We start from the raw sequence: 12,001 nt of genomic DNA, 5'->3' as shown, positions 1-12,001 counted from the left end.
CTCATTTCCTTGGGTCGAAGGCATCACGCAGCGCCTCGCCGATAAACACCAGCAGGCTGAGCATCAGCGACAGCACGACGAAGGCGGTGATCCCCAGCCACGGTGCCTGCAGGTTGGACTTGCCTTGAGCAATCAGTTCACCCAGCGATGGCGCACCCGGTGGCAGGCCAAAGCCGAGGAAATCCAGCGACGTCAGGGTGATGACGCCACCGGTCAGAATGAACGGGAAGAAGGTCAGGGTGGCGACCATCGCGTTCGGCAGAATGTGGCGGAACATGATGGTCTGGTTGCTGGCACCCAGCGCGCGTGCGGCGCGCACGTATTCCAGGTTGCGGCCACGCAGGAACTCGGCGCGTACCACATCGACCAGCGCCATCCACGAGAACAGCAGCATGATGCCCAGCAGCCACCAGAAGTTCGGCTGCACGAAGCTGGCGAGGATGATCAGCAGGTAGAGCACCGGCAGGCCGGACCAGACCTCAATGAAGCGCTGGCCGAGCAGGTCGATTCGGCCGCCGTAGAAGCCCTGCACCGCCCCGGCGATAACACCGATGATCGAGCTGAGAATGGTCAGCGTCAGCGCAAACAGCACCGAGATGCGGAAGCCGTAGATCACCCGCGACATGACATCGCGGGCCTGATCGTCTGTGCCCAACCAGTTATCTGCCGAGGGTGGCGCAGGGGCTGGGACGCGCAGGTCGTAATTGATGGTGTCGTAGTGGTACGGAATCGGCGGCCACAGCATCCAGCCGTCGCCGTCTTCGGTGATCAGCTGTTTGACGTAGGGGCTGCGGTAGTCGGCCTCGATCGGGAACTCGCCACCGAATGCCGTTTCCGGATAGCGCTTGAACACCGGGAAGTACAGGTCGCCCTGATAGCCGACAGCGAGGGGCTTATCGTTGGCAATCAGTTCGGCGCCAAGACTCAGGACAAACAACACCAGAAAGAGGTGCAGTGACCACCAGCCGCGGCGGTTGGCGCGAAAGCGCGCAAAGCGGCGCTGGTTGAGCGGGGAGAGGGTGAATAGCTGCATCTCAACCCTCCCGGCTGTCGAAGTCGATGCGCGGATCGACCAGGGTATAGGTGATATCGCCGATCAGTTTTACCACCAGACCGACCAGCGTGAAGATGTACAGCGTGCCGAACATCACTGGGTAGTCGCGGTTGATCGCGGCTTCAAAACCGAGCAGACCGAGGCCGTCGAGGGAGAAGATCACCTCGATCAGCAGTGCACCGGTGAAGAAAATGCTGATCAGTGCGGACGGGAAGCCGGCGATGATCAGCAGCATGGCGTTGCGGAATACGTGGCCGTACAGCACACGGCGTTCGGACAGGCCCTTGGCGCGGGCGGTAACCACGTACTGCTTGCCGATTTCATCGAGGAAGCAGTTCTTGGTCAGCATGGTCAGGGTGGCAAAGCTGCCGACCACCATAGCAAAGATCGGCAGGACCAGGTGCCAGAAGTAGTCGAGAATTTGCTCGCCGGTGGTCATCTGCTCGAAGTTGTTGGAGGTCAGTCCGCGCAGCGGGAACCAGTCCAGATAGCTGCCGCCAGCGAACAGCACGATCAGCAGAATGGCCAGCAGGAAACCGGGAATCGCGTAGCCGACGATGATCAGCGAGCTGGTCCAGACGTCGAAGGCCGAGCCGTGTTTGATCGCCTTGCGGATGCCCAGCGGGATAGAGATCAGGTAGGTCAGCAGGGTGGTCCAGAGCCCGAGCGAGATCGACACCGGCATCTTCTCGATGATCAGGTCAGTGACCTTGGCGTCACGGAAGAAGCTGTCGCCGAAGTCGAATTGCAGGTAACCCTTGATCATCAGCCAGAAGCGTTCGGGCGCCGGCTTGTCGAAACCGTACATGCGCTCGATTTCGGCGATGATATCCGGGTCCAGACCTTGGGCGCCGCGGTAGCTGCCGCCACTGGCCACTTCGCTGCCGCCGCCGGAGACCCGGCTGGTGGCGCCGCCTTCAAAGCCCTCAAGGTTGGCAATCATCTGTTCGACCGGGCCGCCCGGCGCGGCCTGAATGATCAGAAAGTTGATCAGCAGGATGCCGAACAGGGTGGGGATGATCAGCAGCAGGCGACGAACGATATAGGCCAGCATGCTTATTCAGCTCCTGCCGGTTGGTCGTTTTGCTGTTGCTCGGTGCTGGCGTCTTGCTGAGTGCCAAGCTCGCCGCGCAGGCGCGCGTCCTTGTCCGGGTCTACCCACCAGGTGAATAGTCCCAGGTCGTACTTTGGCGGGGTGGCCGGATGACCGAACTTGTCCCAGTAGGCGACCCGGTAGACGCTGGTGTACCAGTTGGGCACCAGCAGGTGCAGCGAGCGCAGCGCGCGGTCTAGCGCGTGAGTATGGGTAATCAGCGAGGCGCGTGAGTCGGCCTGCACCAGGCCTTCGACCAGCGCGTCGACCGCGGGGTCTTTCAGCCCCATCAGGTTGCGGCTACCGGGGTTGTCGGCGCTGGACGAATGCCAGTACTCGCGCTGCTCGTTGCCGGGAGAGTTGGACTGACCGAAACCGGTGACCACCATGTCGAAGTCGCGAGAGCGCAGCCGGTTGATGTACTGGGAGACATCAACCCGGCGCAGTTCCAGGTTGATGCCAAGTGACGCCAGGTTGCGCTTGAATGGCAGCAATACCCGCTCGAACTCGGCCTGCACCAGCAGGAATTCGAATTGCAGCGGTTCGCCGTCGGCGTTAACCAGTTGGTCGTCGACGATCTGCCAGCCGGCTTCCTGCAGCAGGGCATAGGCGGCGCGGCGCTGATCGCGGATGGCGCCGCTGCCATCGGTTTTTGGTGGCACCCAGGCCGGACCAAATGCGGCGGCCGGCAACTGCTCACGCAACGGCTCCAGCAAGGCCAGTTCGTCGGCATCCGGCTCGCCGCGCGCGGCCAGTTCGGAGTTATCGAAGTAGCTGGAAGTGCGGGTGTAAGCGTTGTGGAACAGCTTGGCGTTGGACCACTCGAAATCGAACAGCAGGGTGATGGCCTGACGCACCCGGGCATCGGCGAAGTAGGGCTTGCGCAAGTTGAACACGAAGCCCTGCATACCTTGGGTGTTGTTATTGGCAATCTCTTCCTTGACGATCTGGCCAGCGTCGAGTGCGGGGCTGCTGTAACCGGTTGCCCAGTTCTTGGCCGACATCTCCTGATTGAAGTCGAACTGCCCGGCCTTGAACGCTTCCAGGGTGACGTTGTTATCGCGGTAGTAATCGACTACCACGGTATCGAAGTTGTAGAACCCGCGCATGACCGGCAGATCTTTTGCCCAGTAGTCCTCGACGCGCTCGAAGCTGATGCTGCGCCCGGGGCGAACCTGGCCGATGCGGTAGGGGCCGCTGCCCAGCGGCGGCTCCAGAGAACCTTTGCTGAAGTCTCGGCCTTCCCAGTAGTGCTTGGGCAGCACTGGCAGCTGACCCAGCACCAGCGGCAGTTCGCGGTTACCCGTGTGTTTGAAGTGGAAGGTCACGCTGTGCGGATCATCCGCTACGACGCGATCGACATCGCCGTAATAGGCGCGGTAGAAGGGCGCGCCATGCTCGATCAGGGTGTTGAAGGTGAACACTACATCGTCGGCGGTAATGCCGACGCCGTCGTTGAAACGTGCCTCGGGCCGCAGCTTGAAGCGCACCCAGCTGTCATCGTCGGCCTTCTCCATGTTTTCGGCAACCAGCCCGTACTCGGTGAAGGGCTCGTCGAGAGCGTGGAACGTCAAGGTGTCGTAGATCAGGCCGAGTTGGTCGGCAGCGGTGCCGCGGCTGATATAGGGGTTGAGCGAGTCGAAACCGCCGAAGCCAGAGAGCCGCAGGGTGCCACCCTTGGGAGCGTCGGGATTGACGTAGTCAAAGTGGCTGAAGTCGGCGGGGTATCTGGGTGCTTCATCGTAGAGCGTGAGGGCATGCTGTGGTGCGGCATTGAGCGCACCCGCCCAGCAGGTCAGCAGGGCCAGACAGCAGGATTTCAGCGAGCGTTGCATTCAGATCCCTTGTTTTTCTAGTTGCTTGCCGGGTCTTTCCACCAGCTGCGGATGGCCAGCGTGTATGGCGGTATGTCCGGTGTGCGCAGCCAGTTCCGGTAGGCGATGCGGTGGTAGTTTATATACCAGTTCGGAATTGTATAGTGGTTCCACAGCAGTACCCTGTCGAGTGCGCGCGCTGCTGCAATCTGCTCACTGCGACTGCTGGCGGCGCTCAGGCGTTCGACCAGTTCGTCGACCACCGGGTTGTTGATGCCTGCGTAGTTGCGGCTGCCTTTTACGCTGCGCTGGCTGGAGTGGAAGTAGCTGATCTGTTCCAGGCCGGGTGAGAGTCCCTGTGGCAGGGTGGTCAGAATCATGTCGTAGTCAAACTGATCCAAGCGTGCCTTGTATTGTGCCCGGTCGACGGTACGGATCTGCATCTCGATTCCCAGTCGTGCGAGGTTTGCCCGATATGGCTGCAGGATCCGTTCCAGACTGGAGTTGACCAGCAGCACTTCAAAGCGCAGCGGTTCTCCTTCGGTATTCTCAAGGCGCCCTCTGCGCAGTTTCCAGCCGGCTTCGGCAAACAGCTCTACCGCCTCGCGCAGTGTCTCGCGCGGGATCCCCCGGCCATCGGTCACAGGTAGACTGAACGGCTCCAGAAAGAGTTCCGGTGGCAGTTGCTCGCGATGCGGTGACAGGTACAGGAACTCCTGTCCGGCAGGCACACCGGTCGCGCTGAAGGGGCTGTTGGGGTAGTAGCTCTGGGAGCGCTGATAGGCATCGTAAAACAGCACCCGGTTGGACCACTCGAAGTCAAACAGCATGCCGAGCGCCTTGCGCAGGGCGAGGGTGTCGAACGGTGTGCGCCGGGTGTTGAAGAACATCGCCTGGGTCGGGCTGGGAATCTGGTGAGTGATCTCGCGCTTGAGAATGTCGCCGTTGGCAACCGCCGGGAACTGGTAGGCATTGGCCCAGTTGCTGGCTTTGTGGTCGATGTAGAGATCGAACTCGCCGGCCTTGAAGGCCTCGAAGGCGACGTTGTTGTCGCGGTAGAACTCCACTTCCATGCGGTCGAAGTTGTACTTGCCACGGTTAATCGGCAGATCGCGTCCCCAGTAGTTTTTCACCCGTTCGAATACCACACTGCGGCCCGGGTCAACGCTCGTTACTCGGTAGGGGCCGCTGTTTAGGCCGGCTTGAAACGTCGTGCTGGCAAAGTCGCGGCCCTGCCAGTAGTGCGCGGGCAGCACCGGCAACTCGCCCAGGCGCAGAATCAGCAGCGAATTGCCGGGGCGGTTGAATACAAAGCGGATACGGCGCTCGCCGAGGATGTCGATACGGCTGACATCCTGCAGGACCGAACGGTAGTTGGGATGGCCCTGCTCCTTGAGCAGGCGGTAGGAAAACGCCACGTCCTCAGCGGTGATGGGCGCGCCATCGTGAAAACGGGCCTCGGGGCGCAGGTTGAATACGACCCAGCTGCGGTTGTCGGCGAATTCCAGGCTTTCGGCGATCAGACCATAGGCAGAGTAGGGCTCGTCACCGGACGGATCGTAGAGGCCGCTGCCGGCCATCAGCGGCTCGTTCAGCTCATTGATACCAAGCTGCGCAAAGTCGCCGGTGTTGATCGGGCTGGTGCCCTTCAGGGTATAGGGGTTGAGGGTGTCGAAGGTGCCGCTGCCCATCACGCGCAGCGTGCCACCCTTGGGGGCATCCGGGTTGACGTAGTCCAGATGTTCGAAATTTTCCGGGTATTGGGGCTGGCCGTAGAGTGAGTAGCCGTGCTGGCGATACAGCGTGGCCCAGCTGGGCAGAGCGGTGGCAAGCAGCAGTGTCAGCAGAAGCGTTCGGGACAGCAGCGACATGGAGTTCCGCGCGATGGAATGGCCGTTGGTTGACGGCCACTCACCAGTTCTTGCCGGCAGCCGTCAGCGATGTGCCAACGCTAACATGGCGACGCAGCCGGGCGGAAGCCCGGTCGCTCAGGGGACGAACAGGGTCAGCTGCTGGCCCGGCTGCAGGTAGCGGCCAAGCTCGTTCCAGTCACGAATTTTGTCGACATGCACATTGAAGCGCTGGGCGATGGTGTACAGCGAATCACCGGATTTGACCGTATAGGCAATGCGTCGACCGTCGTTGCTGCGGGCTTGGCTGGCGTTGTCAGCGGCGAGCATCAATGTGTGGCCGACCGTCAGTGCATTGCTCTGCAGGTTATTGTCGCGTTTGATGCGGTTGACCGTGGTGCCGTGGGTGCGGGCGATATTCCAGAGGCTGTCGCCCGGTTGTACCCGGTAGCGGAGCTGCGCTGCACTGGCTACCTGACGGTTGGCCGTTGTGGTGCTGGCTGGCGGGTCGCTGAACTGCGGCAGCATCAGCGTCTGGCCGACGCGCAACAGACTGCCATTGATATCGTTGACGTCGCGGATCGCGCTGACGCTCAGCTGATGGCGGCGGGCAATCTGTGACAGGGTGTCGCCACGGCGCACACGGTAGTGTTGATAGTTGATGCGCTGATCGGCAGGCAGCTCCGCAAGCGCCTCGGTGAACTGGTCGACACGGTCGACCGGAATCAGCAACTGGTACTCGGCGTTGGGCGCGGTGACGCGCTGATTGAACGCCGGGTTGAGGCTCAGCAGCTCGTCGGTGGAAACGTCGGCCAGTTCCGCGACCTTGCGCAGGTCGATCTGCTGGTCGAGGGTTACTTCGGCGAAGTAGGGTTCATTGGCCAAGCTTGGCAGCACGGCGCCGTAAGCGGTCGGGCTATCAACGATCTGCGCCAGTGCCAGCAGTTTGGGCACGTAGTTCATGGTTTCGCGCGGCAGCTGGAGGTTCCAGTAGTCGGTCGGTAGCCCCAGCGCTTCGTTGCGTTTGATCGCGCGGCCGACACAGCCTTCGCCGCAATTGTAGGCAGCCAGCGCAAGTAGCCAGTCGCCATCAAAGTATTCGTTGAGCAGGCTCAGGTAATCGAGGGCTGCCTGGGTGGAGGCGGTTACGTCACGGCGACCGTCGTACCACCAGTCCTGGCGCAGGGAAAAGTTGCGGCCGGTGGACGGAATGAACTGCCAGAGGCCAGCAGCCTGGGCACTGGAGATGGCCTGTGGGTTGTAGGCGCTCTCGATAAATGGCAGCAGGGCGAGTTCCTGCGGCATGTCGCGGCTTTCGAGCTGTTCGACAACGTAGTACAGATAACGCTGCGCGCGCGCGGAGGTCAGCTCGAAGTAGCGAGACTGGTTGGCGAAGGCGATGCGTTGCTGATCGATGCGCGGGTTGTCGATGGCGGCGGGATCAAGGCTGAAACCGGAGCGAATGCGCCCCCACAGCGTGTGCGGCTTGATCTCGGCGGGCAGGGTGGCGATGGGTTCGACGCTGGGCGTGCGGAACGGCGAGGGGGAGCGTTCCGCTGTGGGAGCACTATATTCCGGACCGCTTTGGCGGTGGCCGCTGGTGTCGGTGGTCTGACAGCCGGCAATCAGCAGCAGACCACCGAGGGACGCTGCTGACAGCACTCTGGGCAAGATGGCAGATACCACACGACGCATGTACGACCCCCAAAATGAGGTCGATTCTATGGAGCACCCCGGGGAGGGTCAAGGCACCATTGCTCAGAAGCGGTCCTTCCATGCACGTATTGCGGCGAACGTCTCAACCCCGGGAGTCACGGCTGCACCGGCCTGTTGGCTGGCCGCTTGCGTCACAGCGTCGCAGTCAAAGCGCAGGAAGGGATTGGTGCGCTTTTCCAGCGCCAGATCCGTCGGCAGCGTCATCCGGCCGGCTGCGCGCAGGTCCTCGACCACTTCCAGGCGTACCTTGATGTCAGTGTTATCCGGCTCCACTGCGCGGGCGAAGCGCAGGTTGGCCTGGGTGTATTCGTGGGCGCAGTAAATGCGAGTGTTGTCAGGCAGGGCAGCAAGACGCGATAGCGAATGGTGCATCTGCTCCGCGGTACCTTCGAACAGCCGCCCGCAGCCACCGGCGAACAGGGTGTCGCCACTCAGCAGCCACGGGTCACCGTCGTTGTGACAAAAAAAGGCGATGTGGCCAAGGGTGTGGCCCGGCACAGCAATGACCTCAAGCGTCAGGCCGAACAGGCTGATCGTGTCACCATCATTGAGCGCGCGATCACGGCCGGGAATGGTTTCTGCCTCGGGGCCCCAGACCTTGCATTCGGTACCCGCCTTGAGCGCGTTGATGCCGCCGACATGATCCGGGTGGTGGTGCGTAATCAGAATGTGAGAAAGGCTGTATTCCGGATTGCGCCCCAGCCAGGTGATAACCGGCTTGGCGTCACCCGTATCAACCGCAGCGACTTGTTGACGCTGCTCGTCGACCAGCAACCAGATGTAGTTGTCATTAAAAGCAGGTAGCGCGATAAAGGTGGACATGAGGCAGCTTTTCCTTAACGTGTAGGGCTATCTTAGCGAATTGTGCCTGAGGGCCAAGCCCTGTGGAGTGGTAATGGAGATCAGCGAAGCGAAACGCTCGATCAGTCAGACCGACCTGCTGCGCCTGCTGCAGGAGGCGCGCCAGTGGTTGGCAGAGCCGGCGGGTCAGATGCTGCTGCAGGCTGAATGCAGCGCGCAGCGAGAGCTGCTGCCCAATTGCTTTGGTCAACATCTGGTGCAGTACGGCCTGGCGCCCGGTCTGCTGGCGCCGGAGGCCAAGGTGCTGCGCCACTGCTGGCACCTGGACATGCTCGGGCAGGGTGAGAGTATCGCTGTTGATGAGGCCTACTGGCCGTTCGCGCCGCAGGCGCTGGACGTGGTGGTGCTGCATCACGGTCTGGATTTCAGTCTGTCGCCGCGGGCCTTGCTGCGGGAGGCCAGCCAGACCGTCAGGGCAGGTGGTCATTTGCTCATTTTCGGCTTCAATCCCTGGAGTACCTGGGGCTGGCAGCATTACTTCGGCAGGAGCTGGTTTGGGGAAGCCGGCTTTGTCAGTCCGGCGCGTTTGATCGACTGGCTCGAGCTGCTTGGCTTTACGGTGGAGAAACGCATCGATGGGTGCTATCGTCCGCCGCTCGCATCCGGCACCTGGTTACAGCGACTCGATTTCATGGAGTCGCTGGGGCAGCGTCGTTGTCTGCCTGGTGGCGGGTTCTATTGTCTGCTGGCGCGGCGCCAGATGCTCGGTGTAACGCCGCAGCGCGAACGCGGAAGGGTATTCCCGGCATTGGTGATGCCACCTTTGGCTGCGGGAAGCCGGCGGGCACACAAACGGGAAGGTAGATGAGTCAAGCAATCGAAATCTATACCGACGGGGCATGCAAGGGTAACCCTGGCCCCGGCGGCTGGGGCGTGCTGTTGCGGCTGGGGCCGCACGAGAAGCGCCTGTACGGCGGTGAGCCGGAAACCACCAATAATCGGATGGAGCTGACGGCAGCTATTCGCGGGCTGGAAGCGTTGAAACGGCCTGCGACGGTGGTTCTGACGACCGACTCGCAGTACGTCATGAAAGGTGTCCGTGAATGGATGCCGAACTGGAAGAAGCGCAATTGGCAGACCGCCAGCAAGCAGCCGGTCAAGAATGTCGACCTTTGGCAGCAGCTTGATGCACTGGTCAGTCAGCATGAGATTGAGTGGCGCTGGGTGCGCGGCCATACCGGCCATCCGGAAAACGAGCTGGCCGACCAGTTGGCCAACCTTGGTGTCGAACACGTATTGAAAGAACGGAAGGGCTAAGCATGCGTGAAGTGGTACTGGATACCGAAACGACGGGTATCGAGCACAAGGAAGGCCACCGGATCATCGAGATCGGCTGTGTCGAGGTCATCGATCGCCGTCTGACCGGCCGTCACTACCATGTCTACATCAATCCCGAACGCGATATTGATGAGGGCGCACAAGCGGTCCACGGGATTTCGCTGGAGTTTCTTGCTGACAAGCCGGTTTTCGCCGACATCGCTGATGACTTCATGAATTTCATCTCCGGCTCGCGTCTGGTCATCCACAACGCCGCGTTTGACGTTGGCTTTATCGATAGCGAGCTGACGCGCCTCAATCGCGGGCACGGATTGGTTGCCGATCATTGCAGCGTGCTTGATACCCTGGCCATGGCGCGGGAGAAGCATCCGGGGCAGCGCAACAGTCTGGATGCCCTCTGTAAGCGTTACGGTGTCGACAACTCGCAGCGTGAACTGCACGGCGCTTTGCTTGATGCGGAGATTCTGGCCGACGTCTATCTGATCATGACCGGTGGCCAGACGGCGCTCTCGCTCGCAGCCCACGGTCAGGGCGAGGGTGGTGAAGGTCACGATGTCAGTGTAATTCGGCGGATTGACCCTGCGCTGCGTGAGCAGTTGCGTGTGCTGCGCGCCAGCGCCGAGGAGCTGGAAGCGCATGATCAGCGTCTGGCAGCGGTAGAAAAGTCAGCTGGATTTGCACTCTGGCGTGGAGCGCCGGAGCAGTAGGCAAAAAGGCTACTGAACCACCAAATGCCCCGCTGGAGACAGCGGGGCATTTTTGTTTCTAGAGCCAGTAGGTCACAGCGATCAGACCGACGCCACCGAGCACCAGCGTATAGGGCAGGGCCATGAATACCATGCGTCCATAGGACAGGCGCACCAGCGGTGCGATTGCTGAGGTCAGCAGGAACAGGAAGGCAGCCTGACCGTTCGGGGTGGCCACGCTAGGCAGGTTGGTGCCGGTATTGATGGCAATGGCCAGTTGCTCGAACTGAGCGCGGGTTATCTCGCCGGCATCCAGGCTCTGCTTGACTTCGCTGATGTAGACGGTAGCGACGAATACGTTGTCGCTGATCATCGACAGCACGCCGTTAGCAATAAAGAACATGCTTGGCTGCTGTTCAGGTGGCAACGCCAGCACTGCGTGGATGATCGGGCTGAACAGGTGCTGTTCATGGATCACCGCAACGATGGCAAAGAACACTACCAGCAGTGAGGTGAACGGCAGGGCCTCCTGGAAGGACTTGCCGATCTGGTGCTCGTCGATGATGCCGTTGAACGAGGCAATCAGGATGATCACCATCAGACCGATAAAGCCGACTTCGGCCAGATGCAGCGCCAGGCCGATGACCAGCAGGACGGCGGCGATGGCTTGCACCAGCAGCGCCGCTTTATGAGGTGCCTTGCGCTTGGCCTGCTCGGCAGCGGCGAAGTCTTCCAGTACCTTGCGAACAGGGCGAGGCAGGCGGGCGCCGTAGCCAAACCAGCTGGTTTTCTCCAGCAACAGGCAGGTCAGCAGCCCGGCAGCCAGCACCGGCATGCTCACCGGTGCCATCAGCTTGAAGAACTCGATGAAGTCCCAGCCAGCCACGCCTGCGATCAACAGATTCTGGGGCTCGCCGACCAGCGTACAGACGCCGCCCAGCGCGGTACCGACCGCGCCGTGCATCAACAGGCTGCGCAAAAAGGCGCGGAACTCTTCAAGGTGCTCGCGGTGCAGCGGGTTTTCGTCGGGATCAACGCTGGCGCCCTCGCTGGGGCCAGCTGACGCGACCTTGTGATATACGCCATAAAACCCGACTGCCACGGTGATGATGACCGCGGTGACCGTCAGCGCATCCAGAAAGGCCGACAACACTGCGGCTGCCAGGCTGAACAGCAATGCAAGGGCTGACTTTGAGCGTACGCCGAGAATCAGCTTGGTGAAGGTCAGCAGCAGCAGGTCCTTCATGAAGTAGATGCCTGCGACCATGAACATCAGCAGCAGGATCACCGGGAAGTTGCCCAGTACCTCTTTATAGAGCGCCTCGGGTGACGTCATGCCGATAGCCAACGCCTCCAGCGCCAGTAGACCGCCGGGTAGCAGTGGGTAGCATTTAAGCGCCATTGCCAGGGTGAAAATAAACTCGATGATCAGCAGCCAGCCCGTCAGATAGGGGCCAAGCAGCCACATAGCCAAAGGGTTGAGCAGCAGGAAGGCGATGATGGTGCGCTTGTACCAGCCGGGCGCCTGGCCCAGGAAGTTATGCGCCAACGCCGGTAGCATGGCTTCAGACATGTTGAAAGTCCTGTTTCAATTGTGGAAAGTGCGTCGAACAGCCCCCTTGGCTCTGTCGTCCTGACGGAAAGGGATT

10 protein-coding genes are annotated in these 12,001 nt (G+C 61.2%); 3 read left to right on the top strand and 7 right to left on the bottom strand.

Features of this window, described 5'->3' with window-relative positions; all coding sequences use genetic code 11:
- Window position 1: 1 nt before the first annotated feature.
- The 6 genes from AAFM31_RS00905 to gloB form a co-directional block, all read right to left on the bottom strand.
- Window positions 2-1,033 (bottom strand): ABC transporter permease, encoded by a 1,032-nt coding sequence (locus AAFM31_RS00905; RefSeq protein ID WP_341706009.1) that lies wholly within the window; start codon window positions 1,031-1,033, stop codon window positions 2-4.
- Between the two features lies 1 nt (window position 1,034).
- Window positions 1,035-2,108, bottom strand: a complete 1,074-nt coding sequence (locus AAFM31_RS00900) for a microcin C ABC transporter permease YejB (protein WP_341706008.1) — start codon at window positions 2,106-2,108, stop codon at window positions 1,035-1,037.
- Window positions 2,109-2,110: 2 nt separating this feature from the next.
- Window positions 2,111-3,982 (bottom strand): extracellular solute-binding protein, encoded by a 1,872-nt coding sequence (locus AAFM31_RS00895; protein WP_341706007.1) that lies wholly within the window; start codon window positions 3,980-3,982, stop codon window positions 2,111-2,113.
- 17 nt (window positions 3,983-3,999) lie between these two features.
- Complete coding sequence (locus tag AAFM31_RS00890) at window positions 4,000-5,823, bottom strand: extracellular solute-binding protein (protein WP_371832998.1); 1,824 nt, start codon at window positions 5,821-5,823, stop codon at window positions 4,000-4,002.
- 126 nt (window positions 5,824-5,949) lie between these two features.
- The gene (locus AAFM31_RS00885) at window positions 5,950-7,506 is read right to left on the bottom strand and encodes a LysM peptidoglycan-binding domain-containing protein (RefSeq protein WP_341706005.1); all 1,557 of its coding nucleotides are present in this window, start codon (window positions 7,504-7,506) and stop codon (window positions 5,950-5,952) included.
- A gap of 63 nt (window positions 7,507-7,569) precedes the next feature.
- Window positions 7,570-8,349, bottom strand: coding sequence for a hydroxyacylglutathione hydrolase (gloB, locus tag AAFM31_RS00880; RefSeq protein ID WP_341706004.1), 780 nt, complete (start codon window positions 8,347-8,349; stop codon window positions 7,570-7,572).
- 73 nt (window positions 8,350-8,422) lie between these two features.
- On the opposite strand from gloB, the gene AAFM31_RS00875 reads away from it, so the two are divergent.
- Genes AAFM31_RS00875 through dnaQ form a run of 3 tightly spaced genes read left to right on the top strand, consistent with a single transcriptional unit; the run spans window position 8,423 to window position 10,373 of the window.
- A complete protein-coding gene (locus AAFM31_RS00875) occupies window positions 8,423-9,196 on the top strand; it encodes an SAM-dependent methyltransferase (RefSeq protein ID WP_341706003.1) in 774 nt (257 codons plus the stop codon).
- Window positions 9,193-9,645 (top strand): ribonuclease HI, encoded by a 453-nt coding sequence (rnhA, locus tag AAFM31_RS00870; protein WP_338213504.1) that lies wholly within the window; start codon window positions 9,193-9,195, stop codon window positions 9,643-9,645. The genes AAFM31_RS00875 and rnhA overlap by 4 nt, the downstream gene beginning before the upstream one ends.
- A 2-nt stretch (window positions 9,646-9,647) precedes the next feature.
- Window positions 9,648-10,373 carry a DNA polymerase III subunit epsilon gene (dnaQ, locus tag AAFM31_RS00865; RefSeq protein WP_341706002.1) on the top strand — a complete coding sequence of 242 codons (726 nt, stop codon included), beginning with the start codon at window positions 9,648-9,650 and terminating at the stop codon, window positions 10,371-10,373.
- Between the two features lie 58 nt (window positions 10,374-10,431).
- Here the strand turns inward: dnaQ and nhaB are convergent, their stop codons facing one another.
- Window positions 10,432-11,925, bottom strand: a complete 1,494-nt coding sequence (gene nhaB, locus AAFM31_RS00860) for a sodium/proton antiporter NhaB (protein ID WP_341706001.1) — start codon at window positions 11,923-11,925, stop codon at window positions 10,432-10,434.
- Window positions 11,926-12,001 lie beyond the last annotated feature (76 nt).

Origin of the sequence: Halopseudomonas sp. (assembly GCF_038130085.1) — a bacterium.
GTDB lineage: Bacteria > Pseudomonadota > Gammaproteobacteria > Pseudomonadales > Pseudomonadaceae > Halopseudomonas.
Note: the sequence above shows the minus strand (reverse complement) of the source record. Positions and strands in the feature narration are given on the sequence as shown.

Coding starts and splice junctions, on each gene's coding strand:
- AAFM31_RS00905 (WP_341706009.1), bottom strand. CDS start 1,033: ATGCAGCTATTCACCCTCTCCCCGCTCAACCAGCGCCGCTTTGCGCGC.
- AAFM31_RS00900 (WP_341706008.1), bottom strand. CDS start 2,108: ATGCTGGCCTATATCGTTCGTCGCCTGCTGCTGATCATCCCCACCCTG.
- AAFM31_RS00895 (WP_341706007.1), bottom strand. CDS start 3,982: ATGCAACGCTCGCTGAAATCCTGCTGTCTGGCCCTGCTGACCTGCTGG.
- AAFM31_RS00885 (WP_341706005.1), bottom strand. CDS start 7,506: ATGCGTCGTGTGGTATCTGCCATCTTGCCCAGAGTGCTGTCAGCAGCG.
- gloB (WP_341706004.1), bottom strand. CDS start 8,349: ATGTCCACCTTTATCGCGCTACCTGCTTTTAATGACAACTACATCTGG.
- AAFM31_RS00875 (WP_341706003.1), top strand. CDS start 8,423: ATGGAGATCAGCGAAGCGAAACGCTCGATCAGTCAGACCGACCTGCTG.
- rnhA (WP_338213504.1), top strand. CDS start 9,193: ATGAGTCAAGCAATCGAAATCTATACCGACGGGGCATGCAAGGGTAAC.
- dnaQ (WP_341706002.1), top strand. CDS start 9,648: ATGCGTGAAGTGGTACTGGATACCGAAACGACGGGTATCGAGCACAAG.
- nhaB (WP_341706001.1), bottom strand. CDS start 11,925: ATGTCTGAAGCCATGCTACCGGCGTTGGCGCATAACTTCCTGGGCCAG.